The sequence below is a fragment of the Bombella dulcis genome (assembly GCF_026385505.1).
Lineage (GTDB): Bacteria > Pseudomonadota > Alphaproteobacteria > Acetobacterales > Acetobacteraceae > Bombella > Bombella dulcis.
In genome coordinates, this window is the sequence record NZ_JANIDV010000001.1 from 30,545 (window position 1) to 57,453 (window position 26,909).

The 26,909-nt window shown below is 57.7% G+C and carries 18 protein-coding genes and 1 tRNA gene; 14 read left to right on the plus strand and 5 right to left on the minus strand.

Annotation, left to right across the window (positions count from 1 at the left end):
- The first annotated feature begins 72 nt into the window (after positions 1–72).
- The 6 genes from NQF87_RS00185 (at position 73) to NQF87_RS00210 (ending at position 9,191) form a co-directional block, all read left to right on the plus strand.
- On the plus strand, positions 73–1,341 hold the full coding sequence (locus NQF87_RS00185) for a glutamate-5-semialdehyde dehydrogenase (RefSeq protein ID WP_266126424.1): 1,269 nt from the start codon (positions 73–75) through the stop codon (positions 1,339–1,341).
- A 129-nt stretch (positions 1,342–1,470) separates the two neighbouring features.
- On the plus strand, positions 1,471–2,928 hold the full coding sequence (locus NQF87_RS00190; protein WP_266126425.1) for an APC family permease: 1,458 nt from the start codon (positions 1,471–1,473) through the stop codon (positions 2,926–2,928).
- 103 nt (positions 2,929–3,031) lie between these two features.
- The gene (locus tag NQF87_RS00195; protein WP_266126426.1) at positions 3,032–4,096 is read left to right on the plus strand and encodes an SDR family oxidoreductase; all 1,065 of its coding nucleotides are present in this window, start codon (positions 3,032–3,034) and stop codon (positions 4,094–4,096) included.
- A gap of 230 nt (positions 4,097–4,326) precedes the next feature.
- Positions 4,327–5,856 carry an alginate export family protein gene (locus tag NQF87_RS00200; protein WP_266126427.1) on the plus strand — a complete coding sequence of 510 codons (1,530 nt, stop codon included), beginning with the start codon at positions 4,327–4,329 and terminating at the stop codon, positions 5,854–5,856.
- A gap of 252 nt (positions 5,857–6,108) precedes the next feature.
- A complete protein-coding gene (locus tag NQF87_RS00205; protein WP_266126428.1) occupies positions 6,109–7,638 on the plus strand; it encodes an alginate export family protein in 1,530 nt (509 codons plus the stop codon).
- 134 nt (positions 7,639–7,772) lie between these two features.
- Positions 7,773–9,191 (plus strand): amino acid permease, encoded by a 1,419-nt coding sequence (locus NQF87_RS00210; protein ID WP_266126429.1) that lies wholly within the window; start codon positions 7,773–7,775, stop codon positions 9,189–9,191.
- Between the two features lie 100 nt (positions 9,192–9,291).
- On the opposite strand, the gene NQF87_RS00215 is transcribed toward NQF87_RS00210, so the two are convergent.
- The gene (locus tag NQF87_RS00215; protein ID WP_266126430.1) at positions 9,292–9,720 is read right to left on the minus strand and encodes an EamA family transporter; all 429 of its coding nucleotides are present in this window, start codon (positions 9,718–9,720) and stop codon (positions 9,292–9,294) included.
- A 272-nt stretch (positions 9,721–9,992) separates the two neighbouring features.
- Here NQF87_RS00215 and NQF87_RS00220 point away from each other — a divergent pair, with 272 nt between their 5' ends.
- Positions 9,993–11,543 carry an LA2681 family HEPN domain-containing protein gene (locus NQF87_RS00220; protein ID WP_266126431.1) on the plus strand — a complete coding sequence of 517 codons (1,551 nt, stop codon included), beginning with the start codon at positions 9,993–9,995 and terminating at the stop codon, positions 11,541–11,543.
- Positions 11,544–11,897: 354 nt separating this feature from the next.
- Here NQF87_RS00220 and NQF87_RS00225 read toward each other — a convergent pair.
- Together NQF87_RS00225 and NQF87_RS00230 are read right to left on the minus strand one after the other, a co-directional pair.
- Positions 11,898–11,974: transfer RNA gene (locus NQF87_RS00225), tRNA-Arg, on the minus strand.
- Between the two features lie 71 nt (positions 11,975–12,045).
- Complete coding sequence (locus tag NQF87_RS00230) at positions 12,046–13,026, minus strand: alpha/beta fold hydrolase (RefSeq protein ID WP_266126432.1); 981 nt, start codon at positions 13,024–13,026, stop codon at positions 12,046–12,048.
- A 97-nt stretch (positions 13,027–13,123) separates the two neighbouring features.
- On the opposite strand from NQF87_RS00230, the gene polA reads away from it, so the two are divergent.
- From polA to NQF87_RS00245, 3 genes are read left to right on the plus strand one after another with little or no spacing between them, the layout of a single operon-like run.
- A complete protein-coding gene (gene polA / locus NQF87_RS00235) occupies positions 13,124–15,907 on the plus strand; it encodes a DNA polymerase I (RefSeq protein ID WP_266126433.1) in 2,784 nt (927 codons plus the stop codon).
- Between the two features lie 30 nt (positions 15,908–15,937).
- Positions 15,938–16,600: an SCO family protein gene (locus NQF87_RS00240; protein ID WP_266126434.1), complete on the plus strand. Its 663-nt coding sequence runs from the start codon at positions 15,938–15,940 to the stop codon at positions 16,598–16,600.
- 9 nt (positions 16,601–16,609) lie between these two features.
- Positions 16,610–17,287, plus strand: a complete 678-nt coding sequence (locus tag NQF87_RS00245; protein WP_266126435.1) for an HAD family hydrolase — start codon at positions 16,610–16,612, stop codon at positions 17,285–17,287.
- Positions 17,288–17,366: 79 nt separating this feature from the next.
- Here the strand turns inward: NQF87_RS00245 and purD are convergent, their stop codons facing one another.
- The gene (gene purD, locus NQF87_RS00250) at positions 17,367–18,605 is read right to left on the minus strand and encodes a phosphoribosylamine--glycine ligase (protein WP_266126436.1); all 1,239 of its coding nucleotides are present in this window, start codon (positions 18,603–18,605) and stop codon (positions 17,367–17,369) included.
- 75 nt (positions 18,606–18,680) lie between these two features.
- Here purD and xseA point away from each other — a divergent pair, with 75 nt between their 5' ends.
- On the plus strand, positions 18,681–20,207 hold the full coding sequence (xseA, locus tag NQF87_RS00255; RefSeq protein ID WP_266126437.1) for an exodeoxyribonuclease VII large subunit: 1,527 nt from the start codon (positions 18,681–18,683) through the stop codon (positions 20,205–20,207).
- A gap of 56 nt (positions 20,208–20,263) precedes the next feature.
- Positions 20,264–20,650, plus strand: coding sequence for a hypothetical protein (locus tag NQF87_RS00260; RefSeq protein ID WP_266126438.1), 387 nt, complete (start codon positions 20,264–20,266; stop codon positions 20,648–20,650).
- 91 nt (positions 20,651–20,741) lie between these two features.
- On the opposite strand, the gene NQF87_RS00265 is transcribed toward NQF87_RS00260, so the two are convergent.
- Positions 20,742–23,459 carry an Rne/Rng family ribonuclease gene (locus tag NQF87_RS00265; protein WP_266127007.1) on the minus strand — a complete coding sequence of 906 codons (2,718 nt, stop codon included), beginning with the start codon at positions 23,457–23,459 and terminating at the stop codon, positions 20,742–20,744.
- 637 nt (positions 23,460–24,096) lie between these two features.
- On the opposite strand from NQF87_RS00265, the gene NQF87_RS00270 reads away from it, so the two are divergent.
- Positions 24,097–24,933, plus strand: a complete 837-nt coding sequence (locus NQF87_RS00270) for an N-acetylmuramoyl-L-alanine amidase family protein (RefSeq protein WP_266126439.1) — start codon at positions 24,097–24,099, stop codon at positions 24,931–24,933.
- 192 nt (positions 24,934–25,125) lie between these two features.
- Positions 25,126–26,697, plus strand: coding sequence for a 2-isopropylmalate synthase (locus tag NQF87_RS00275; RefSeq protein ID WP_266126440.1), 1,572 nt, complete (start codon positions 25,126–25,128; stop codon positions 26,695–26,697).
- The last annotated feature ends 212 nt before the right edge of the window (positions 26,698–26,909 follow it).

Consider the following 26,909-nt stretch of genomic DNA (forward strand, 5'->3'; position numbering starts at 1 on the left):
TTTCCAGGGATGGATGGTGCAGATCATCCGGCAGCTTGAGCCGTGCCGGTAGAGAGATGAGGAGAGAAGGCCATGCCCACAGAGAGGCAGAATGAGGGACAGTGTCCCCCCATGCATGTTCTGGCAAAACGTGCCCGTGTGGCGGCCGGGATACTGGCCTTAAGTCCGGCAGAACAGCGGGCAGACGCCTTGCGTCATATAGCCGCAGGATTGCGGAGTGAGACGGAGGCTCTGCTGGCCGCCAACCGGAAGGACCTTGAGCAGGCTGATGTCAGTGCCTCTTTTAGGGAGCGGCTGACATTGACGGAAGAACGTCTTGAAGGGATGGCCAGCGGCGTGGAAACCCTCGCCGTCATGGAAGACCCGGTCGGGCAGGTTCTGGCGGAATGGGAACGGCCCAATGGCCTGAAGATGCGCCGTGTGGCCATTCCGTTCGGTGTGCTGGGCGTGATTTATGAGAGCCGCCCCAATGTGGGGGTGGATGCGGCCGCCCTCGGCATACGCTCCGGTAATGCCCTGCTTCTGCGGGGCGGGTCGGAAAGTTTCCATAGCGCACGGGCCCTGCATCATGTGATCCAGCAGGGTCTGGCCCGTGCCGGACTGCCGGAAGATGCCGTCCTCATGGCACCGGATGCCGGGCGGGAGCATGTGGGCGACATGCTCAGTGCCGCAGGGCTGATTGACGTGATCGTGCCCCGTGGGGGGCGTGCGCTGGTGGAAGGTGTGCAGGCGGAGGCCCGTGTGCCCGTTCTGGCACATGCGGCGGGGCTGTGCCACAGCTATGTGCATGAGGCAGCGGACCCTGAGCTGGCCAGAAAGGTCATGCGGAATGCCAAGCTCCGCCGCTCCGGTATCTGCGGGGCTACGGAAACGCTCCTGATTGATGCGGCGATCGCTCCGGTCCTTCTGCCGAAGATTGTTGATGATCTGGCAGCGGAGGGCTGTACCTTCCGAGCGGATGAGGCGACCCGTGCCATCCTGCCGGACCTGCCCGCCGCCACGGAAAAGGATTTTGCCACGGAATGGCTCGACAGGACCCTGAGCATTTCCGTCGTGGAGGGTGTGGATGCGGCCCTGGCGCATATTGCCCGTTTCTCCTCCCATCATACGGAAGCGATCCTGACGGAAGACGAGGCCGTGGCGCAGTATTTCATGCAGCGTATGCCCAGTGCCATCGTGATGTGGAACACGTCCACGCAGTTCAGTGATGGTGGGGAGTTCGGTTTCGGGGCGGAGATTGGCATTGCGACGGGCCGTATGCCGCCCCGTGGCCCGGTCGGCCCGGCCCAGCTGATGACGTACCGTTATGAAGTGCATGGAAAGGGGCAGCTGCGCCCGTAATATGCCGGATATGGCGGGGTATCTGCCCCGCCGTGAAATTACTGGCATGAAATCATTTCCCAAAAGAAAGATTCTGTGTCTAGATGTTCTCATATCGAAATGAGATGAGCGGATATGGGGAGACAGTCTATGGGATCGTTCAGCGGGGCCGCCAGAGGGCAGGGTGGCACTTCTTCCCCATCCCCACAGGGCAGAAGCCCGGGGCTGAAGAAGGTCATGGGGCCGTGGAAGCTGACGGCACTCGGGGTCGGGGTGACGGTCGGGGCCGGTCTGTTTTCCCTGACAGGCGTTGCAGCTGGGCAGCATGCCGGGCCAGCCGTGCTGCTCTCCTTCATCGTGGCGGCCATTGCGTGCGGATTTGCGGGCCTCTGTTACGCTGAACTGGCGGGGATGATGCCTCTGGCCTCCGGCTCTGCCTATTCCTACGCGTCCCGCATCATGGGGAGAGGGATGGGCTGGGTCATCGGCTGGGATCTGATACTGGAATATATCGTTGCGGCGGCTGCCGTGGCGTCCAGCTGGTCGGGCTATGTGGTTTCCCTGCTGCGTGGCTGGGGGATCGTTCTGGACCCCCGTTTCCTTGCGCCCACCATGACACCGGTCACCATGCCGGACGGGCGGCATGTGCTGGCGTGGGTCAATGCCCCGGCCATGCTGATCCTTGCGCTGGTTTCGATCATGCTGATGCGGGGGATGAAGGAATCCAGCACCATCAACAGCATCATCGTGGGGCTGAAGCTCTCCATTGTTGCGCTGGTCATCATCGTCTGTCTGCCATCGGTGGCGGGAGAGAATTTCCATCCCTTCATTCCGCAGAATACGGGACATTTCGGTCATTTTGGCTTCAGCGGCATCATGCAGGCCGCCAGCATGACCTTCTTTGCCTATATCGGCTTTGACATTGTTTCCACGGCGGCACGGGATACGGCCAACCCGCAGCGGGATCTGCCACTGGGCATCATGGGGAGCCTGCTGGTCAGTTCCGTCCTGTATGTGGCGTTTGCGGCTGTGATGGTCGGTGTGGTGAATTATCACGAGCTGGCCAATGATCCGAACCCGGTCGCCACGCTGATGGATCGTGTCCATATTTCGTTTCTGGCCCCGCTGGTGAAGCTGGGGATTTCGGTAGGGTATATTTCGGTGCTGTACGGGCTGCTGCTGGGGCAGAGCCGTGTGGCGATTGCCATGTCGGATGACGGGCTGCTGCCCCGTTTCTTCGCCCGGCTGAACCCACGGACTCATACCCCCTGGGCGACCCATATCCTGATCGGTATGGCCGCCTGTGTTCTGGCAGGTATTCTGCCGATCGGCGTGCTGGGGGCCATGACCTCCATCGGGACGCTGCTGGCCTTCGTGATCGTCTGCATTGCCGTCATGCTTCTGCGCTTCCGTGCGCCGGAAATGGAACGCTGCTTCACGGTGCCGGGGGGCGCACTGTTTGTTCCACTGGCGGGGGCACTGTCCTGCGGTGCCGTGATGATCTCCATGGATGGCATTACATGGGCACGGCTGGTGATCTGGCTGGTGATCGGTGGTGGTATCTATCTGGTTTATGGACGGCGTCATGACCGTGTAAACGGATCGTGACATGAAACGGCTGATCCTGGGCTGGGCGGGTAGTTGACGCATGGGGCCGTGGGGTAGAGGGTACTTTCTCTGGAACTGCTCTACTGAAAAAGGAGAAGGCCCCATGCATCGGAACGAGACTGATACAGGCAGGACAGAGGTTTCCGACAATGACGGTGTGGATGTGCCATCTGTAGGCAGGCGGGCCTTTTTCTCCGGTGCGGCGGCACTGGGGTCGCTGTCCTTGCTTTCATCCGCTCAGGCGGCAGGGAATGGTCCTTCTGTCGTACAGACGCAGGGAGCAGGCGGCCTTCTGGACCCCGTGACCCGTTATCCTGCTCCGCCGTTTCCCCAACAGCCGCAGAATTGGCCGGGTCTTCAGAGCCGGATGACGCCTCGGCCTGATTGTGGAGAGGAACATTATCAGGGGTCTGGCCGTCTTGCGGGGCGCAAGGCTCTGATTACTGGCGGGGATTCCGGCATCGGGCGGGCTGTTGCCATCGCCTATGCACGGGAAGGGGCCGATGTGGCCATCAGCTATCTGCCGCAGGAAGAAAGCGATGCTCGTGAGGTCGCGGGCCTGATCCAGAAAGCAGGGCGGAAGGTCGTCCTCCTGCCGGGGGACATCCGCAAAGAAGCCACCTGTCAGAAGATCGTCCGCAAGGCTGTGGATGAACTGGGAGGGCTGGATATTCTTGTCAATAATGCAGGGCGGCAGCATTACTGTGAGGACATTCTCGACCTGACGACCGAAGAATTTGACTGGACGCTGAAGACCAACATTTACGCGCTCTTCTGGCTCGTCAAGGCAGCTGTGCCACACCTGCCGAAGGGCAGTGTGATCATCAACACGACATCCCGCAATGCTTATCAGCCCAGCCATATTTTGGTTGATTACGCCATGACGAAAGCAGGCATCGCCAACATGACGCACAGTCTGGCCCGGCAGCTTCTGCCTCGGGGTATTCGGGTCAATGCTGTGGCACCGGGGCCATTCTGGACACCGTTGCAGGTCTGTGGTGCGCAGCCTCAGTCAGTCGTACAGCATTTCGGGGAGGAGACACCTTATTATCGGCCGGGTCAGCCGGTGGAGATTGCGCCGGTCTATGTCACTCTGGCCTCGCAGGAGAGCAGCTATGTGACAGGGCAGGTCTGGGGCATCACAGGTGGTGATGGCGTACCGGGCTAAAGAAGATGATGGGGCCAGTATAGCCCCATCGCCGATCTATTTTACAGTCTTGCGGGGCGATCTGTCACCACCGTTGCAGACCTGCTGATGTCAAACATGTGCTGCATGTATCCTCCTGTTGCAGAATGGTATTATGACAGATGATGTTTTTCCGAGATCGTAACATTCTCTGGATTATGCCCCGGACATGAGGTAATAAATCGCCAGAACAGCCTGGAAAAAGGACGGTCATGGCGGTGAGGGTGCAGAAACTGCTTTGTGCGGCAGCAGTGTCAGCCGGTGTTTTTGCCGTGTCCGAAGCCCGTGCGGATGTGTCCCTGTTTTCCAGCAAGGCTATTACCCTGAATGCCGCTCTCGATATCGGGGGTGATGCGTTTTATTTTCCGAATGCCAATTTTGGAACCGGTTCTTATGAGCCGCATAAATCAGGTTACTACACACGCACCAGAAACGTTGCTCTGGGTGAACTGTATGGCCAGCCCATGCTTTCCGGAACATGGAAGACCCCGTGGGGCTTTTCGGTTTTCGGGCTGGTGTCCGCCATTGGCTCCACGACTTTGGGGGATGGTGACGCCGAAAGCGTGAGCCAGACCTCCGGTACGCCCCGGCAGGTGAATCTTGAGGACGCCACTCTGGGCGTGAAGATTCCTCTTGCTGAGAAAAAGCGCCTCATCATTCAGGGCGGACGCCAGAAGTTCCAGATTGATGATGGTTTTCTCATGGGGAAGGGAGCCTACAGCTCCGGCGAGCGTGGCGCATGGTGGTATGCGCCCCGTTTTGCGTTTTCCGGGCCGGGTGTCCTCAAATATGAGGGGAAGTCCATCCGCTCTGACATCTTCATGCTGGAGAATAACAGCAACAACCGCCAGACCTATGGCAATGACAAGCCTGAAACGAAGTTTGTCGGGTTTGATGTGACCCTGTTCCGAAGCAAACCGGGTGGGGATGGCGGCAGTATCTATGGGGACAGGGCGGCTTATGTCACGCTGACCTATTTTTATGTCCGTCATGCTGACAAAGGGGCGGCCTACGACTACTCGAACAGGGCGGACAGGCAGGGCATGAGCGTGACGGCCCTGAGCTGGGGCGGCTCACCTTTTGTCATGAAGAGCCATCCTTTCACGAAGAACATCACGTTCTACGGCAATTTCGTGTCCGAGCAGAACAGTCATGCAGGCAATGGCTATAAGGGTGTCAGTGCCTATGCCGTGTATGTGGAGCCAGGGTACACGTTCGCCCGTCTGCCGTGGCGGCCTCATGTTTTCTATCGCTATACCCGTTTCAGCGGAGGGCGGGACCCGCATAGCCGGACGAAACATAATTACGATACGTTCTTCCTCTATGACGGTGCCCGGTATACATATGGCGGTTACTGGCCGGGTGAGATCGTGGGCAACAACATGTCACCTCTTTCCAACATGGAGGTTCATCAGTTCGACATCACCGGCGTCCCCCCCGTCCATCTCCTGAAGAAGGATGATGAGCTGAAATTAGGCCTGCATTTCTATGATCTTGCCTATCTCTATCCTACGGGGGCAGGGCTGCCCGTCGGGACGAAGCGTCATATGTCTGACGAGGTCAATGTTTCGGCAGAATATGCACTGGATGCCAATACGTCCGGGGCGATTGCTGCCGGGGTGGCTTTTTCCGGTCCGGCGGGGCGGGCTTTGGCGAAGGCTGGCGTGCCGGACGGGCAGGACATGCCGCCCGTGCATGGCGCATCCGGGGTGCTGGAACTGTATTTTTACAAACATTTTTGAAATTTTTTTCATACTCTCATGCCCGCCGGTTCGGAGGCAGCCGGACAGAAGGGTTCATGCGCCAGAAAGGGTCATAAACCGCCAGTCCGGGCCGGATTTCGGGTGACAGTTTCCGGGTAATGAGAACAAAGAATAACTTATATGCGGCTGCTAATTCATAGATAAAAATGATGACTGTAAAAGTCAAGATATGGACAGGAGTGTGTTCTTCTGTAATAAAATGATGAAGAATATCCCCAAAAGGTTTTTCATATGTCATCAAAACTGCGGAGACTTCTTGTTTCGTTGGCCGCTTTTGGCCACATCTATGTGGTTTCTGATGCCTATGCTGACCAGACACTTGTGGCGACCAAAAATGTTTCGATTAAGGCATCTCTGGATATTGGGGGAGACGCTTTTTTTCTGCCGAATACTAACTTCGGGACAGGCTCCTACCGGGAGCGGCGTACGGGGGGCTATGCCCTCATCAAGGACACGACCTATGCGGAGCTGTATGGCAAGCCCATTCTGGCCGGACAGTGGAAGACCCCGTGGGGATTCAGCGTGTTCGGGCAGGCTTCGGCTGTCGGGTCCACGACGCTGGGTGACGGTGATGCCGAGAGCATTTCCCAGACGACCCGGACCCCCCGTGCGGTCACGCTGGAAGAGGCCAATCTCGGCATAGACCTGCCCTTCAGCAAGGAACGGAAGCTGATTATCGAGGGGGGACGGCAGAAGTTCCAGATTGATGATGGCTTCCTCATGGGGAAAGGGGCCTATAGTTCCGGTGATCGTGGAGCCTGGTGGTATGCTCCCCGTTTTGCCTTTTCAGGGCCGGGTGTCATCAAGTATCAGGGGAAGAAGCTTCGGGCCGATGTCTTCATGCTGGAGAACAACACCAACAACAAGCAGACCCGGAACAATGACCGCCCCGAGACGAAGTTTGAGGGCTTCGACATCACATGGTTCCGCAGCAAGCCGGGTGGGGATGGCGGGTCTTCCTATGAGGACCGGGCAGCCTATCTGACCCTGGCTTACTTTCACGTACGCAAGGCCAATATCGGTGCCGCCTTTGATTACGCCAATCGTGGGGACCGGCAGGGCATGAACGTGACCCAGCTGGGCTGGGGCGGTACGTTTGTGCCGATCAAGGCCTTAGGAATTTCGAAGAATTTCACCCTCTATGGCACGTTCGTTTCTGAGCAGAACAGTCATGCTGGAAATGGGTACAAAGGGGTCAGTGCCTATGCGACCTATATAGAGCCGGGTTACACATTCACCACCCTGCCGTGGAAGCCTCATGTCTTCTACCGCTATACTCGCTTCAGCGGGGGGAAGAACCCGCAGAGCCGGACAAAGCATAATTACGATACGTACTTTCTGTACGATGGCCGCCGTTATACATATGGTGGGTTCTGGCCGGGAGAGATTACGGGCATGTATCTCTCTCCACTCTCCAACATGGAGGTGCATCAGGTGGACCTGACGGGCGTGCCTCCTGTCCATCTGCTGCGGAAGGAGGATGAGCTGAAGCTGGGTCTGCATTTCTACGACCTTTCTTTTCTCTATCCCACAGGCTCCGGGCTGCCGAGTAATGTCGGGAGCCATATGTCGGATGAGCTTGATTTCTCCGCAGAATATACGTTTGATGGCAACACGTCGGGTGCGATTACCGGCGGTGCCGCCTTTGCCGGGCCTGCGGGAAAGGCGATGGCGAAGGCCGGTGTTCCGGCCGGTATGGCCGTCCCGCCGGTGCACAGGACGGCAGGAGTGCTGGAGCTGTATTTCTACCGCCACTTCTGAGAGGCTGGAGAGGCTTTTATTCTGTTCTGACTTCCATTTTGTCAGTAGATGTTACAAGATGGGAATGACTTAGCAGAACGTTCATGTTTCATGATGGGCGGGCTGCATAGCGAAAAATTCATAAGGACCTTTTCATGACGGAACCCACCACTGATCAGGCTCAGTCCCAGGATACGGGACTATCGAGTCGTCATATTGCGATGATCGCCCTTGGTGGCGTGATCGGCGCTGGACTGTTTGTTGGCAGCAGTGCTGCCATCGCCAAGGCCGGGCCGGGTATTGCGTTCGTTTTCGTGGCCGTTGGATTCCTGATCATGGGGATCATGCGGATGCTTGGCGAGATTGTTGTCAGTGATCCGGGGCGTGGCTCCTTCGTGGAGTATATCCGCCTTGCCCACGGGGACCGGATCGGCTTCGCCTCCGGCTGGCTGTACTGGTTCTTCTGGGTGGTCGTGATCGGCTCCGAGGCCATCGCCGGTGCGATGATGCTGCGGGACTGGATCAATCTGCCCGTGTGGCTGCTGGCCGTCGTGCTCATCATCTGCATGAAGCTCGTCAACTTCTTCGCTCCGAAGATTTTCGGTGAGTGTGAGTTCTGGCTTTCCAGCATCAAGGTCTTCACCATTGTGGCCTTCATCCTGCTGTCACTGCTGTTTGTCCTGCATGTGTTCGGTCCGGGTGTGCCTGTCCACCATAACCTGTTTGGTCAGCGTGGCCTGTTGCCGAATGGTGTCGTACCGCTGCTGGCTCTGGTGCCGACCGTGCTTTTCACCATGATGGGCTCCGAGATTTCCACCGTAGCAGCTTCTGAAACGGCTGACCCGGGTGAGAATGTGTCCCGCGTGACACGGACGCTTGGCCTGCGCATCATGATGTTCTACGTCTCCTCCATCTGCCTGATCACGATGATCGTGCCGTGGTGGACCCTGTATCCGGGCAAGTCTCCCTTCGTGGCCGTGCTCAAGATCATGGGTGTTCCGGGTGCTGCGCTGATCATGCAGATCGCCATTCTCAGTGCCGTGCTGTCCTGCCTGAATTCCAGCATGTACATCACGTCCCGTATCCTGACGGAGCTGGCCATTCAGGGTGATGCGCCTGCCTTCCTCGTGCGTACGTCCCCGGACAAGGCACCCCGCATGGCCATCACGATCAGCTCCGTGGCCGGCCTGCTGGTGGCGTTCTCCTCCATCTTCGCCCCGAGCCAGATTTTCGGCTTCCTGCTGAACTGTAGTGGTGGTTTGATCCTGCTGACTTATGCCCTGATCTCCACCTCCTATATCGTGCTGCGGCGTCGGAGCAAGCGGGCTGGTACGAGCAAGCACTTCACCCTGCCGCTCTTCCCCTATGTGAGCCTCATCTGTCTGGGCACGATCATTCTGGTTTTCGTGGCCATGCTGATCAATCCGGGTGAGCGTGAGACGGCCTTTGCCTCTCTGGGTACGGCTGTTGTCTGCTATCTGATGGCCTGCAACTTTGCCAGCCGTCTGGCCCCCGTGACCACAACGGAGGAACCGGCAGCGACAGAAGAACCCGCTGAGAAGGAAGGCGAATGATCTCGACGGGAGGGGGATGAGTGCCCTCTCTGAAAGAGAGTGTTCCGGAAGGAGGGGACCTGCCAGTCAGGTTCCCTCTTTTTTTTATGGGTGCCCTGTTTCAGCCGAGGGAGACCAGAATGGCACCCAGCCCGATGAACATGATGCCCAGCCAGCCTTTGATGGAAAGCTGCTCCCCCAGTATCGTGACGCCGAGAATGGCGACGAAGACGACGCTCAGCTTGTCCAGTGGAGCCACACGGGCGGCATCTCCCAGTTTCAGGGCACGGAAATAGCACAGCCACGAAGCCCCCGTTGCCAGACCGGACAGCAGCAGGAACAGGCAGGCCCGCGGGCTGAAGCCTTCAGTGGCCTGGAACTTGCCCGTTGCCAGCAGGATCGTGCCCAGCACGCCAAGAATGACCATCGTCCGGATGAAAGTGGCAAGGTCGGAATCAATGGTGCTGACACCAACCTTGGCACAGAGGGCCGTCAGTGCCGCAAATCCGGCTGAAAGCAACGCCCAGAAAATCCATGAGGTGGAGAGCATGATAGTGTGGCCTCCTGGGAGGTGGTGGAAAGAGAGAAGGGTGTTTCTGAGTACAGGAATTTATAGTGCTTTTGCAGAAAATGGTCTGGACTATTGCAGTTGCTATGTCATCAGTCTTTCAGAAGAGCTTTCTTGCATTTCGTATGTGAAAATGGAAGATGATGATCTCGTCAAAAACAAGAGAGATACTGGACACGTTATCAAAAATGGAGTTGTGAGGGAGGGGGAGTTTTTCCCTCCATCACAGTTTTATGTTTTTTAAGGAAAAAGTAATGGATACAAACATAACAAAAAAAGAGGCAAAGAGACAGATAGCAGAACTTCATGAGACTGAATCTCGTTTACAAGACTTATCGAATAGAAATCCTGAAGAGGCGATTAAGGAAGCGAGAAAATTAACAGATAAATATTCTGTGAAGTATTTTAATCTAAATCAGATGAAGGCATGTACTTTGGTTAATGCTGGGAGTCTCATACAGGATAAGAATGCCATTGAGGAAGGTTTAAGAATATTCCAGTGGTGTTATGAACAATATCCCAGTCCCGGAATAGCTTATAATTTAGCAAACGGCATGAGTGCCATGATTGGTACACCACCACATGACGTGGATTGGCTGGATCATCAGGAAAGAACACGGCATGATCGTAACAAGATACGTCAATATTTCTGGAAGGCAGCAGATGGTAAAAAATTTGATAATACAGAAAGGTCAATCGCTTTAACAAATCTTGGAAATCAATTTTCAGCCAGTTTCCGATATGGAGATGCACAGGATGCATGGTTTTTTGCCCTGAAAGCAGACTTGGAAAATGGGGTTGCCGCCTCTTGTGCGGCTCGGAATTTGTTTCGTCTGTATCGCCAGGGAATGGGTTCTGATGCAACACTTGAACAGATAAAAAGACTGAACAGGCTTGTAAGGCTGAATAAGGGAAAATTGACTGAATATACCAGTCAAAAAGAAGCTGACGATATTCTGAATTTTGCGAACCTATGGGATGAGCCTTTGGCTCAGCCTTCATCTGAGAGTTCCTATGTGCAGTGGGTTAAAGATGAACGTCTTGCTCTTGCGCCGACTTTGGAGGCTATGAATCTTACCTCAGAAACTTTGGATTGGTTGTGTTTACCCGACATCAGAGGTTTAATAAGTGAAGGTCAGCCAATTATATTTCCCATGTTTAATATGTTGAAAAGCGATTACATTCTGGCTCGCGATCTGACGTGGCGGGCTTTAGATGGAGATCGTTGGGCAGACATAGAAGGGTTTGCCAGTACATTTGATGGTGCTTTGTACGGAGCAGATATGTCAGCTCTTATTCTGGCTCATCGCTCAGTATTGGATCTCCTGGATAAGATTTCTGTATTCATCAACAGATATTTTGAACTTGGGGAGAATATGAAAGGTGTAAATTTTAGTAATTTGTGGCGTGTTTCTAAGAGTGTAAATGGTGAACGTCCGTTAAAAGATAAAGTTGTAGACATAATTAATTCTGGTGTCCAAGCGCTCTATGGTCTGGTTGAATTGTCTGGAGATTATAATTCTGACAATGGCATTTTCAATTCTCACAAAAACATACGGAATTCTTCAACGCATCGTTTCGTAATATTGCATGATTATTTGCTTCATGAAGAAGGGAATTCTTTTGAAGAGATAGAAAGATACGAATTTGTACAATTTCAGGACGAGGTCCTTCAGGCACTCCGTATTGCACGGTCAGCATTGCAGATACTTGTTTTATCGATAAAACAGAATGAAGATATATTATCGAAAGATAGTGAGGGTCTTGTTCTGACTATTGATGTTCCTGATTTCAGGAGAATGTAGCTGTAATTTCTTCATATTGGTGTTTAATTTACGCCGACACCGTAATCAATGTTCTTTGTGTCTCATCTGACAATTTATGATGGATGGAAAGTCATCCAATTCTGCTGTGAATGGCAATTTCATTTTTGAACTCTCATTGAGGCAGAGCAGCAAGATTTTTTAAAGATATTAAGTATATTCGGAAAGAGCCTTTGTAAGTCTCTGGCTATTCAGGCTGAGACGGATCTTAGCGGAACACTGGCCACGAAAGCGGCAGCCTTTAATAGTTTTTTTTAGGATGATAGATGTAGGTGGCGTTTTACAAGTCATCGGGATCTTAAAAACGTCACAGCAAAGTTGAACTGGAAAGATTCATGGTGGACCCGGCGCGATTCGAACGCGCGGCCTTTGCCTTCGGAGGGCAACGCTCTATCCAGCTGAGCTACGGGTCCCCGTTGACGGTACTTTTAACGGCAAGGAGCGTGCTTGCCTAGCCCTTGATGCACTCTTTTTTCCATTCCGTTCAGCGTGTCTGCTCCAGCCATAGCCACATGGTGGCGGCACTGTCCCCGCCAGAGGGCAGGAAACGTCCGGGCTGTTCAATCCATGAGATGATGTCCCTGGCAGGCCGGTCATGTGGTTCACGGGTGATGAGGTGATAGCCACGGGGCAGCTCATCCAGACGGAAGAGGGATGGCGGAGCCTGCCGGATGAGGCGACGTGTGGCCGAGGCAGGAACAAACTGGTCCCGGTCACCCCAGATGAGCAGGGTCGGTGTCCGCACGGAGGGCACCTGCTCCAGCGCACGGCTCATCAGATGGGTCAGCCCCCGCAGGGCATGAACATTTGTGCCGTGGCGGGTCAGGGGGTCAAAAAACATGCGGCGGAGGGCTTTGAGATTGCCCGTGGCGACATGATGCCCCGGCATATGCGCACCCGTCAGCCGTGCCTGTGGGGTAATGAGGTTCCAGCCTTCCAGAAGGGTCTGCCACGGCTCGCCAATCGTCATGATGGCCGGGGCCAGAAGGATCAGCCCGTCAGGGTGGGGGGCGGGCAATGTCGTGCTGGCCAGAAGGGCAATGGTACCCCCCATGCTTTCCCCCATCAGATAGAGGGGCAGGTCCGGCCAGTGCTGCTGGCACCAGCGGGTTTCTTCCACGGCATCGGCAATCATGCGGTCTGTCGTGCTCCAGCCTCCCCTGGTCGGGAATTCCCCAAATCCCCGCACATCCGGTGCCACGATGAGAAAACCCGCCCTGTTCAGGGCTGGTGCCATGACTTCCCACGCATCCCGGCTGTCCCCAAAGCCATGAAAGGTCAGAATGATCCCGTGTGGAGTACCCTGTGCCGGGTAAAGTCGTACCGGTGCCCGACGGCCATCGGAGAGAGCAATCTGCGTGCTGGCCGGGATGAAGGCGGCTTCAGCAGGGCGGTGGGGCAGACTTTGTGGCGCAGGCAGAGTCTGGCACCCGCCGAGCAGGGCCATGAGCAGAAATACGGCCATGACGGACAGGGGGCCGTTTTTAAAACGCCGGAAATCGGCTAGAGAAGAAAGCATCTGCAAGACTGGTCTGTCTGCACGGGCAGGGGAGAAAGACGGCGTGACGTCAGAAAATACACATCTGGTTCTGGTGGATGGTTCGGGGTTCATTTTCCGTGCCTTCTTTGCCATTCGCCACATGAGTAATCCGGAGGGTGTACCCGTCAATGCCGTTTACGGCTTCACCAACATGCTCATGCAGCTCATGAGGGAACATGAAGGCCAGCCGATGGCCGTGATCTTCGATGCAGGCCGCAGGACGTTCCGTAACGACATTTATCCCGATTATAAAGCCCATCGTCCCGAACCGCCGGAAGACCTGCGCCCCCAGTTCGACCTCATCCGTCAGGCGACGGACCAGTTCGGGATTCCGGCCATCGAGCTGCCGGGCTGGGAGGCGGATGACCTGCTGGCAACCTATGCCCGTCTGGTCGTGGAGCAGGGCGGCAGCTGCACCATCATTTCGTCAGATAAGGACCTGATGCAGCTTATCCGTCCCGGCGTCTCCCTGAAGGACCCGATGAAGCAGAAGCCCATCGGTCTGGCCGAGGTGGAAGCCAAGTTTGGCGTGACGCCCGACAAGGTGGTGGACGTGCAGGCCCTCATGGGGGATTCCACCGACAACGTACCGGGCGTACCGGGGATCGGTCCCAAAGGGGCAGCACAGCTCATCAACGAATATGGATCGCTGGATGCCGTTCTGGCAGCAGCTCCCGGCATGAAGCCCTCCAAGAGGCGGCAGAACCTGATCGATCATGCCGAGGGAGCACGCATTTCCCGTCAGCTGGTGCTGCTGGCGGATGACGTGGCGGTGCCTGTTCCCGTGGATGAACTGCGTCCCCGTGGTGAACCCGATGCCGAAACACTGCGGAGCTGGCTGGAGAGTATGGGGTTTTCATCCATTCTCCAGCGCATGGGCTTTGGCGGCAAGGCTCGTCATCCGGCACAGCGCAGGCCTGATGCCAGTCCGGCCTCTGCTTCAGCAGAGGCGCAGGAGGCTGGAGACATTCCCCGCAGTGATGCTCCTTTTGGCCCCTATGAGACCGTCACGGACAGGGAGACGCTGGCCCGGTGGATTGAGGCGGCCCAGGCCGCAGGGCGTGTGGCCGTGGATACGGAAACAACCGGCCTGAATGCCCGTACGGCGGAAATTGTCGGCTTGTCTCTGGCCGTGGCACCAGGTAAGGCCTGTTATGTGCCGTTCCGTCATGAAGGCACGCTGGAAGCTCCCGTGGGTGAACAGCTGGACGTGAAGGAAACGCTGGAGCAGCTTGCCCCGCTGATGGCCGATGATGCGGTGCTGAAGATTTTCCAGAATGCGAAATATGATCTCACCATTCTGCGGCAGGCCGGGCTGGATGTCATTGCACCGCTGGATGACACGATGCTGCTTTCCTACGCCCAGTCTGCCGGGGCGCACGGGCAGGGCATGGATGAACTCTCCCGTCTGCATCTGGGCCATACGCCCATCCCTTATGACGAGGTGACGGGGACAGGGCGTAACCGCATCCCGTTCACGCAGGTGCCGCTGGATAAAGCTACGGCCTATGCGGCAGAAGATGCCGACGTGACATTGCGCCTCTGGGAGGTGCTGCGGGTAACACTACCCCGCCAGAAGGCCACGGCTCTGTATGAGGAAATGGAACGCCCGCTCATCACTGTTCTGGAGCGGATGGAGGAGGCGGGCATTCGGGTGGATGCCGATGAGCTGCGCCGCCTGTCGGAGGATTTCGCCAGTCGCATGGCGGAGATGGAGCAGGGGATTTACGACCGGGCCGGGCGGCCCTTCAATATCGGTTCGCCCAAGCAGCTGGGGGAAATCCTGTTTGATGAAATGGGCATATCCGGTGGCAAACGGACCAAGACAGGCGCATGGGGGACGGATTCCCGTGTTCTGGAGGAGCTGGCCGAGCAGGGGCACGACCTGCCCACAGCCATCCTGAACTGGCGGCGTCTGGCCAAGCTGAAATCCACTTATGCAGATGCGCTGCTCAAGCTGATGGACCCGAAAACCCAGCGTGTGCATACGACTTTCCAGATGACGACCACGACTACGGGGCGTCTCTCCTCCAACGAGCCGAACCTTCAGAACATCCCCATCCGCACGGAGGAAGGGGCACGCATCCGTCAGGCCTTTGTGGCGGCACCGGGGCACAAGCTGCTGTCTGCCGATTACAGCCAGATCGAGCTGCGTCTTCTGGCCCATGTAGCACAGATTGAACCGCTTCTGGATGCCTTCCGTCATGGGCAGGACATTCATGCCCGCACGGCCTCCGAAGTGTTCGGCATTCCTCTGGAAGAGATGGACCCGCTGACGAGACGGCGGGCCAAGGCCATCAATTTTGGCATCATTTACGGCATTTCGGCCTTTGGTCTGGCCCGTCAGCTTCAGGTGCCGCAGGGTGAGGCCAAGCGGTACATCGAAGCCTATTTTGAACGCTATCCCGGCATCCGGGATTACATGGAAAAGATGAAGGAAGAAGCCCGGGAAAAGGGCTATGTGCTGACCCCCTTCGGCCGTCGCTGTTATGTGCCGGGAATTACGGCCAAGCAGGCCGCACAGCGGTCCTATGCCGAGCGTCAGGCCATCAATGCGCCCTTGCAGGGGGGAGCGGCGGACATCATCAAGAAAGCCATGATCCGCCTGTCAGGCCGTCTGGCCGGGACGGGGCTGAAAGCCCGGATGCTGCTTCAGGTGCATGACGAACTGCTTTTTGAAGTCCCGGAAGAAGAGGCCGGGGAGACGGCAGCCCTTGTGAAAGAGGTCATGGAATCCGTGGCAGAGCTGGATGTTGCCCTGTCCGTGGAGACGGGGCTTGGTCAGAATTGGGCCGAAGCGCATTGACGAAGTGAGACAGCACGAAGGAGACAGAGCATGACTCTTCAGCAGGATGAGGAAAAGACGGGGCTGGACCCCAGAACGAAGGTCCGCCGTGCCTGGTGGAGTGTTCTGGGCCTGTTTCTGCTGGCGGTACTGCTGGGTTATGGGGGGTACTGGCTCTCCACGGGTGCGGGTGAAGGGGCACGGGTCCACACGCAGGGCAATGTCGTGGGCGGGTCTTTCCGTGTCTTTTCCCTTGGCGGGGGCATGGTGACGGAAGGTGATTTCCGGGGATCATGGGCGGTCGTCTGGTTCGTGGACCCACGCTGCCCGTCTGAACGTTGCCAGCCTCCGCTCAGGGCACTGGACCAGACACTCGTGACGATGAAGCAGAAGGGACGCCATACCCTGCCGCTGGTCGTCTCTCTGGATGCAAAGGCCGAGGACCCCGATACGCTGAAAGATTATGTGATGGGCGTTGCCCCGCATATTTTTCCCGTCTTTGCGACCCCGAACATGACACAGGCCATGACAGGGCTTTTCCACGCACCGTATGAGCTGGAAGCGGGGCAGAGTTATTACAGGCCTGCCCCGTCCTTCGTGGTGATGACACCGGAGGGACATTATGCTGGTATGCTGCCCGTGACAGATGATGCCGCCAGCCTGACGGCCGGTCTTGAGCGGCTCATGGCCCCGTCAGGCCAGAACAGAGAGTAAGGAACACCCATGTTACGCTACCCCATCATTCTGCTGGATTATGATGGCACTCTGGCTGAAACCCGCCCGGCCATCCTGCGGAGCCTGGAGGAAGCTTTCAGGGACATCGGCCGTACGCCGCCGCCCCGTTCCTATCTGGTAGAGCGGCTGGGCAAGGGCGATGCGCTACAGGGGTTTTACCAGAGCATCGTGGATGAGGGAGCCTCCCTAGAGGAAGCCCAGCGTTATGTTGCGGCTTACCGCCAGCGTTACGCACAGGCTGATGAGGAAGAAACCTACCTCTATGACGGTGCCCATGAGGTCCTGCATATTCTGCAGGAAAGGGGCTACAGGATGATCGCCCTGAGCAACAAGCATGGCCCGACCCTGCGGCACAGTCTGGCCCGCTTCCAGCTGGAGACATTCTTTGAGGCGTCTTTCGGCGCGGAAGAGGGGCTGCCCCGCAAGCCGGAACGGGAAGTGTTCACCCAGCGTCTGTCCCATCTGTTGCCGGGCTGGGAAGCCGGACAGTTCCTGATGGTTGGTGATACGACGGCGGATATTCAGTTTGCCCAGACGCTCGGCATGGATGTCTGCTGGGCCAGTTACGGGCATGGTGTGGCTGAAGTCTGCAAGGCCCTGAAGCCGAATTATCAGCTGGACAGTCTGTGGGAGCTGTCGACTCTTCTGTCGAAAACTGAACGTTGAAGGCACTGACTTCATGAAGAACAGGCCCTGCTCCTGAAAAGGAGCAGGGCCTGTTTCATGCGTGGCGTGCAGTGATATCTTACAGCCCGATATCGCTGCGGAGCATTTTGTCATCCCATTGGATGGTCGCAGCGGCCTCATAGGCACGGGAGCGTGCCTTGGCGGCCGTGGGACCCGTGGCGCAGATGGTCAGGACACGGCCACCATTGGCCAGCAGCCTGTCACCATCCAGCTTCGTTCCGGCATGGAAGACGGACACGCCGGGAAGCTGTTCCGTCCGGTCCAGTCCGGAAATGACACCGCCCTTCACGGGTGCATCAGGGTATCCCCTGGCGGCCAGCACCAGAGAGATGGAAGGCTTGTCCGAGAAGCGGATGCTGTCTTCAGAAAGGGTACCTTCCGCCAGGGTCTTGAGGGCCGGGAGCAGGTCGCTTTCCAGACGGATGAGCAGGGCCTGTGCTTCCGGGTCACCAAAACGCACATTGTATTCGATGAGTTTCGGGCCTTCTTCCGTCAGCATCAGGCCAGCGAAGATCACGCCACGGAAGGGCGTGCCACGGCGGACCATTTCGGCCAGCATTGGGCGGACGGTGAGGTCCAGCGCAGCTTCCTGTGCAGCACGGTCAAAATCAGGTGGCGGGCAGATGGCTCCCATGCCGCCGGTGTTCGGCCCGGTATCACCATCACCGACCCGCTTATGGTCCCGGGCGGCCCCGATCAGGCTGGCCTTGTCATCGGCACAGAAGGCGAAGAGGGAGACTTCCCGCCCGACAAGGCATTCCTCGATGACCAGCGGCAGGCCAAGGCGGTCAATGGCTTCCAGGGCTTCATCCACGCTCTGGGCCACGACCACGCCCTTACCGGCAGCCAGACCATCCGCCTTGATGACGATGGGGGCACCCTGTTCACGCACATAGGCTTTGGCAGCCTCTTTGGTGCTGCCGGTATCGAAACGCTGCCAGCAGGCCGTGGGGATACCGGCAGCATCGGCGACTTCCTTGGTGAAGGCCTTGCTACCTTCCAGCGCAGCTGCTGCTTGGGAAGGACCGGCACATGCAATGCCCGCCTGCTGGCAGGCATCGGTCAGTCCTGCCACGAGGGAGACTTCAGGCCCCGGTACGACGAGGTCAATCTTTTCCTTCTCGGCGAAGGCGACAAGGCCGGGAATGTCGTCAGCAGCGATGGAAACGCAGCGGGCACAGTCCGCCATGCCGGGATTGCCGGGAGCGGCAAAGAGTGTGTCCAGCAGAGGGGATCGGGCAATGGCTGTGGCGAGGGCATGTTCCCGCCCACCTGAACCCACCAGAAGTACGCGCATCCTGTTTCCTTTTATATCTCGTGTGACGCAGATAGCCGCTTTCATGTTATCCGTCATTTAGCATAGAATGAGCGCATGATGGAACGAGAGAGCCTTCTTTCTCCCGCCGGGGCGCAGAGTGGTCCGGGGCCGGGGAGCAGCAATATCCCGGAATATTCCGTTGGTGCCATTTCCTCGGCAATCAAGCGTGTGCTGGAAGGAACGTTCGGGCGGGTGCGTGTCCGTGGCGAGATCACGGAGATGAAGCGTTATGCCTCCGGCCATGTCTATCTCTCCCTCAAGGATGAAGGCGGGAAGATTTCCGGCGTCATCTGGCGGGGGAATGTCTCCCGGCTGGGCATGGTGCCGGAGAATGGCACGGAGGTCATCGCCACCGGGAAGATTTCGTCTTACGGCGAACGCTCGAATTACCAGCTCATCATCGACAGCATGGAATTTGCGGGCGAGGGTGCTCTTCTGGCCCGGATCGAGGCCCTGCGTATCCGTCTGCGGGATGAAGGGCTGTTCGATCAGGGGCGCAAGAAACCCATCCCGTTCCTGCCCCGCTGTGTGGGGGTGGTGACGTCCCGGTCCGGGGCGGTGCTGCATGACATCTGCACGACCATTTCCCGCCGTTTCCCACGAAATGTTCTGCTCTGGCCCGTTGCCGTGCAGGGCGAAGGCGCAGCACGGCAGATCGTCCATGCTGTGCAGGCCATGAGTAGTCTGCCCAGCCCGCCGGATGTGCTGATCGTGGCCCGTGGCGGTGGGTCTCTGGAAGACCTCATGGCGTTCAATGATGAAGCCGTGGTGCGGGCCGTGGCCGCCTGCCCGTTGCCGGTGATCTCCGCCGTGGGGCATGAGACGGATACGACCCTTGTCGATTACGCTGCGGACCGCCGGGCACCGACACCAACGGCGGCGGCTGAAATGGCGGTGCCGTTACGCTCCGAACTGCTGGCAGACCTTGCCCATCGGACAGCCCGTCTTTCCGGTGGGCTGGCGGGGATATTGCAGCGTAATGGTCTGCGGCTTCAGGCCGTTGCGGCTCGGATGCCGGACCTGCCGGGGCTGCTGGATACGGCCCGGATGCGCCTGGATGACCGTGCCCAGAGGCTGGAACTGGCCCTGCCGGGTTTCGTGATGCGTGCCCGTGCCCGTCTGGGGCAGTCGGGCTATCATCTGCCAGCGGTGGAGACGGTACTGGGGCAGAGGCGGAGCCTTGTGGAGGCGCAGGCGGGGCGGTTGCAGTCTGGCTGGGAGCGGTATCTGAATGGCTGCCAGATGCGTCTGCTGCGTACGCCCCTGCGTATGGACTCCGTCCAGTCCCGGCTGAACCTTCAGCGGGCAAGACTGGAGGGTGTGGCCCGTCATCTGGACGCGGTGTCTCCCCGGGCCATTCTGAAGCGTGGCTATGTGCTGGTGCAGGATGAAGCAGGCCGTGCTGTCACCTCTTCCAGAGGGCTGGCACGGGGGAGCCGGGTGCAGCTTTCTTTTGATGATGGGACCAGACAGGCCCGGCTGGACCCGGAAGAGGCCGGGACTCCGGGAGAAGACCTGTCATCAGAAAAAACGGTATTCTCTCCGGAGGCGCAGACCTCACAGGGGGAGCTTGGGCTGTAAGGCCAATTATGGTTCTATGGGCCAGAAATGAGATAGCAGGGTGATGGAGGAGGGCTATGGTGCGGAGCATCATGAACGGTCGTGAGATATGGGGTTATGGTCTGATGATGCTGATGGCGGGTGTACTGGCAGGGTGTAGCAGTTCGTCGACATCGTCGTCATTTGAGGCGGCGGAGCATCCGGTAATTCAGAGTTTTGCAGGGGCACCGTCAGGCGGCAGCAGTGAAGAGGGTTCTTCTTCCCAGCAGACCAAGACCAATCTGCCTTCTGCACCGGTGGACACGCCGCTCTGTGGTTCTGCCCTGCATGAGCAGGCCAGCACAGGGGCACAGGTGTATGGGAGCAGCCTGGCAACAGGCAATAGCTGTACACGGAACGCCTGTTTCCAGCCATTGACGGGTACATTCATTGCTCAGGATGGCAGCAACAGCGTCTGCCGCTGAAAAGGGCCAGCATGAATTGGAAATGAAGAAAGGGCGGCCAGACTGATCTGGTCGCCCTTTCTTCGTGTTCACGTCATGTGAAGGGTGGAGCTTAACGCTTCCACCATCCAGCACGCCGCTTCTTGGGTTTGGCCTCATCAATATTGATGGGCTGGGGCACGGCGGCATTTTCTGTCGGGGCCGCATCCGCGGTCTCGCTGGCAGCCGGGACAGCTTCAGCTGCCTTTTTGCGCCGTGCAGGACGCCGCCTGCGGGCCGGTTTCTCGTCAGCCGGGGCGTCTTCCTGCACTGGAGAGGGTTCGGGCCTGCTGCTTTCTACAGCCGGGCTGTTTTCCTCATGGGAGACTGTGTCGGCAGGCTCGGCAGCCTCATTCCGTGCAGGACGACGACGGGGCGGGCGAGGCCGCCGTGTCGGACGGCGTGCTTCTTCATCACCTTCGGACAGCTCTGCCGGGCGAGAGGGGATTTTAACGATCTGATTTTCGTTATCATCCTGCTCCACTACAATGCGGCTGCGTGTCGTCGGACGACGGCGGGGACGATGGGTAGGCTTTTGATGGCGATGGGAGGTTGATTCTTCCGTCTCTGTTGTGTCGGCGCTAGAAGCGAGATTATTCTGACGGGCTTCTTGCTGATCCATAATATCGAAGATATCAATCCGGGTCCCTTGGAAGGGGTTAGCTGGCGTCGGGCCTTGATAGTTAGGGAGCTCTTGCGTTGTCGAAGTCTGCTCTCTTTTCTGAGTACGGGCCGGACGTTTGGGATGCTTGTGGTAACGGCTGGACTGCTCTTCATCGTCACGCTGGGTAGATGGGGAGATACGCCGTGTTCTGGTACGACGACGACCGGGCATGAGGGCCTGATCGTTGTTTTCAGTTTCAGTGTGTCTGCTGTCGCTGTTCTCGGAGGATGTTACAGGCTGTTCAGTCATGTCGGTTGATGGTACTGGATTATTTTGCTCATTATGATGACGATCATCAAAGTGGAGGTGACGTGCCCCGTTTTTGGTGTCGTTTTCCAGCTCGGAAAGCACAGCACCCTCTGGTGTGGCAGAGGGTGCTGTGCTTTCCGTGATGTCATTGATGCGGAGCGCGCTGATGGGATTGTCTTCACGGGCGAGTTTCTGACGGGGGGCCTGTCGTTCGATTCGCAGTTCACCTTCCGGCAGGCTATTATTATTTTCGAAGCGGATAGTCATGTCATGCCGCTGTTCAAGCTGGCTGATGGCTGCTCGTTTGCTGTTGAGCATGTAGAGGACGATGCTGGGGCTGACATGGACGGTGATGTCGGAAGCCCGGCGGCGGCTGGCTTCATCCTCCACGCTGCGGAGGACCTGGAGGGCCATGCTTTCCACACCCCGGATGAAGCCTGTTCCCTGACAGTGCGGGCACGGGCTGAGCATGCTCTCGGCAATGGAGGGGCGCAGACGCTGGCGGGACATTTCCAGCAGGCCGAAGTGGGAAATGCGGCCCAGCTGGATGCGGGCACGGTCCACCCGGAGCGCATCCTTGAGGCGTTTCTCCACCTGACTGTTATGACGGCGACTCTCCATGTCGATGAAGTCAATCACGATCAGCCCGGCAAGGTCCCGCAGACGCAGCTGGCGAGCGACTTCTTCAGCGGCCTCCAGATTGGTGCGGAGGGCGGTTTCCTCAATATTGCGCTGGGAGGTGGACTTGCCGGAGTTCACGTCAATGGCGACCAGGGCTTCCGTCTGGTTGATGACGAGATAGCCACCGGATTCCAGTCGGACGGTCGGGGAGAACATTGCTTCCAGATGGCTTTCCACATGATAGTGGGCGAAGAGATTTTGTCCCCGGTTCTGCCAGAGGCGGACACGGCTGGCATTATGGGGCATCAGCAGGCGGGTGAATTCCCGTGTGTTCTTCCAGGCTTCTTCACCATCGACCAGAACGGTCTCGATGTCCCGGGTGAAGAGGTCACGGATGGCCCGCTTGATGAGGCTGGCTTCTTCATAGATTAGGGCAGGGGCGATGGAGGACAGTGCATGAGTGCGAATATTGTCCCAGAGCTGGAGGAGATAGTCGCAGTCTCTGGTGATTTCTGCTTCCGGACGGCTGGCTCCAGCGGTACGGATGATCATGGCCATCGTCCGGGGCAGGTCCAGCTTGCTGACGATGTCACGCAGGCGGCGGCGGTCCGTCTCGGAGGTGATTTTGCGGGAGACACCACCTCCACGCAGGGCGTTGGGCATTAGCACGCCATAACGGCCGGCGAGGGAGAGGTAAGTCGTCAGGGCGGCACCTTTGTTGCCTCGCTCTTCCTTGACGACCTGGACGAGGATCACCTGACGGCGGCGGATGACTTCCTGAATGCGGTAATTGCGGAGGAAGCGGGCCATACGGCGGCTGGCACTTTGCTCATCCCCGGTATCATGTTCACCGCTGACGATTTCCGGGCCGGGTTCATCCGTTTCAAGGGCGTCGTCGTCGGTTTCGTCGGTTTCGTCGGTTTCGCCGTCTTCGGTCTCTCTGTCCCGGTTGCGTTGTTCCGTGGCATATTCCTCTTCTTGGAGGGCGAGGAGTTTCTCACGGTCATCAACAGGAATCTGGAAATAGTCGGGGTGAATTTCACTGAACGCAAGGAAGCCATGACGGTTGCCGCCATAATCCACGAAGGCGGCCTGAAGGCTCGGCTCCACACGGATGACTTTTGCGAGGTAGATATTGCCTTTGAGTTGACGGCGCGCTGATGTCTCGACATCATAATCTTCAATGCGCTTGCCGTTCATGACCACGACACGGGTTTCTTCGGCGTGTGTGGCGTCTATGAGCATCTGCTTTGTCATGTAAAGACTGGACTCCGTGGCGTAGGGGGTATGGCCCTGTCTGCGCTGATTGTCTTGGTCAACAGAGGGGCGTCCGTCTGGCCTCTTGCGGGCGGGCACTTCTGACGGCCGCCGGGTTGGATAACGCAGAATAGCATTATAGCCTCTGGTAAACACGCTGATGGCAGATTTTGCCATCGGGATTTACAGCCCACCTCTTGAGAACGATAGAGTTACTTGGGGCTGGCTGCTTATGATCTTGATGCAGTCTCCCTGCCAGGGTGTAAGCACGCCGGAAACGGATGTCCCGGGTTATCTGCGCCAAACGGCACGGAGAGGCACTGCATGTGCTGGTCCAGCCTGATACCGCCTTGCCAGCCCAAGGTAAAGGGGCGGGGGTGCATTGGGGCAGTGGACTTACGCAACATAAGGATGGCCTAAATCGGACGGCGTGGCAAGTAGGGAGTTTCAGAAGGTTGAAGAGGGCGGTATAATGCCCTCTTCCTGTATTGTTGGGTTGTTAATTGAGGCGTGAGCGGGGATTATTTTGTCATATGGATGATCACTTAAATGAGGCGGTAGGATAAAGGGGGTCGTACTGTATCGTAGCTGATGGGCGTGTGAGGATGCGAAGCGGAAGAACGGGAAGGGAGGCATCATGGGGAGACTGACACGCCGGAGCCTGCTGGGGGGCGTTGCCGGAGGGCTGCTGCTGCCTGCTGGCGGTACGGCTCTGGCAGCCCGGCATCATCAAGGGAGGAAGGCCGTGCAGGCTCCTGCCATTCTCCGCAATGCTCCCCCTCCCAAGCCCGTCATCATGCTGGACCCGGGGCATGGGGGGAAGGACCCCGGGGCCATCGGCGTATCCGGCACCTATGAGAAACATATTGCCGTGGCTGCGGCGACCGAGCTTCATGATCTGCTCATGGCTTCAGGCCGGTATGATGTGGTCATGAGCCGGAGGGATGACCGCTTCATTCCGCTGGCCGGACGGGTGGAGTTGGCCCATCAGCACAGGGCGGACCTGTTCATTTCCATGCATGCTGATGCGCTGCACCAGCCTGACGTGCGTGGTGCCAGTGTCTATACGCTGTCCGGCAGTGCATCCGACCGGCAGACCGCCATGCTGGCCGAGACGGAAAACAGCGCAGACCGTTTTGCCGGGCCGGACATGGGAGGCGTTCCGCCCGATGTGGAGGAAATTCTCAACAGTCTCGTGCATGAGGAAACACGGCGGGGGTCAGCCCATATGGCGGCCAGCGTGATCCGGTCCTTTCAGGATCATATCCAGCTCCTGCGTCATCCTTCCCGCCATGCGACCTTCAAGGTGCTGAAATCGGGAGACATTCCTTCCATTCTGGTCGAGATGGGTTTCATGTCCAATCATCTGGATGAGCAGGCTCTCCGCCGTGCAGCCCACAGAACGCAGATCACACAGGCGATGAAACAGGCCATAGATGGTTACTTCCAGCGGCAGAAAAGGGGAATGCTGTAGGGGCAGGTGCATTTCCCTCTTGCCTTCGCCCTGAAGGATCGTTACCGTTGCGCCGTAATGACATTTTCTCACGTCCTTCTTCTACGACTTATAAACCCCTGAACGCCATACCGGCGAGCAGGTGCTTTGCTGCGTTCAGGGGTTTTCCGCTTTTCCAGTCTTTCATTCGTAGAAGTAGAGTAGAACGTCGCCATGTCTTTTCAGCATCCTTCTTTCGGTCATATCGCTGACAACCGCATCATCATTTTTGATACGACCCTGCGTGATGGTGAGCAGTCCCCCGGTTTCTCCATGAATCTGGGCGAGAAGCTGCGCATGGCCCATGCCCTGGCCGCTCTGGGTGTTGATGTCATCGAGGCTGGTTTCCCCGCAGCTTCGGAGGGCGACTTTGAGAGCGTGAAGCAGATTGCCGACAATGTGGATGGCCCTGTCATCTGCGGTCTGGCACGCAGTGCCCCGAAGGATATTGAAGCTGCCGGGAAGGCCATCAAAGGCGCACGGCGTGGGCGTATCCACAACTTCATTTCCACCTCTCCGCTGCACATGAAGTACAAGCTGCGGATGGAGCCGGAGAAGGTGCTGGACCTGATCGCATTCGGCAATAAAGAGTCCCGCCGCTATACGGATGACGTGGAGTGGTCTGCTGAAGACGGGTCCCGTACGGACCCGGACTTCCTGTGCCGCTGTGTGGAAACGGCCATTGCCAACGGGGCAACGACCATCAATATTCCGGATACGGTCGGGTTTGCGACGCCGGATGAGATGGAGCGCATCTTCACCATGCTGCGGGAGCGTGTTCCGGGGGCGGATCAGGTCATTTTCTCCACCCACAATCACAATGATCTGGGGCTGGCCGTTGGCAACACGCTGGCCGCTGTCGAAGGCGGTGCCCGGCAGATTGAATGCACGATCAATGGCATTGGTGAACGTGCTGGCAATGCGGCTCTGGAAGAGCTCGTGATGGCCCTGCGGACCCGTCATGACCGCTATGGTATGGAGACGGGAATCGAGACCCCCCGCCTGCTGGGCATGTCCCGTCTGCTGGCCACGATCACGGGCTTTGATGTCCAGCCGAACAAGGCCATTGTGGGGCGGAATGCCTTCGCCCATGAGAGTGGCATCCATCAGGATGGCATCCTGAAGCACGCTGGCACCTATGAGATCATGACCCCGGAGAGCGTGGGCTGGACGAGCACCTCTCTGGTTCTGGGCAAGCATTCCGGCCGTGCGGCCTTCCGGGACAAGCTGAAGGCTCTGGGTTATGAAGACCTGATGGAAGAGACGGTCAATGCCGCCTTCCAGCGTTTCAAGGCTCTGGCAGATCATAAGAAGATCGTGTTTGACGATGACGTGCGGGCACTGGTTGATGATGAAAGTCGTGACCATGAACGTGTCCGTCTGATCTCCCTGGAGCTGAAGGGTGGCACGCAGCATGCTGCCCAGGTGGTGCTGGATGTCAAGGTGGATGGCGAGGCCCGCCATGTGTCTTCCACGGGGAATGGACCGGTGGATGCGGTTTTCCGGGCCATTGGAGAGGCGTTCCCGCATGAGGCGACGCTGGCCCTGTTCTCTGTGGCCAACGTGACGGAGGGAACGGATGCCCAGGCCCGCACGACGGTGCGCCTTCAGGAAGGCGGCCGTCTGGTGGATGGGCAGGGGAGCGATGCGGATACCGTCGTGTCAGCTGCACGGGCCTATATTCATGCGCTGAACAAGCTGCTGGTCAAACGCCTGCGCAGCGAGCCGGAAGAACTGTCCGCCTGAGCGTGAAAAAGGGGACCGGCATGGCCTGCTGTCATGCGCCATATGCCGGTCTCAGGCAGGCTCAGCAGGCTGGTCGGGACGTTACCCGCCATTAATTAGGTCTCGGTTTTCTGCGAAAAATATTCCCCCATAGGGGAATTATGGCCTTGCTGAACCGTCATGGGTCTTTATAATTTGTTGGGAATGCTGTGGATGGTGTTCTGACTATTTTC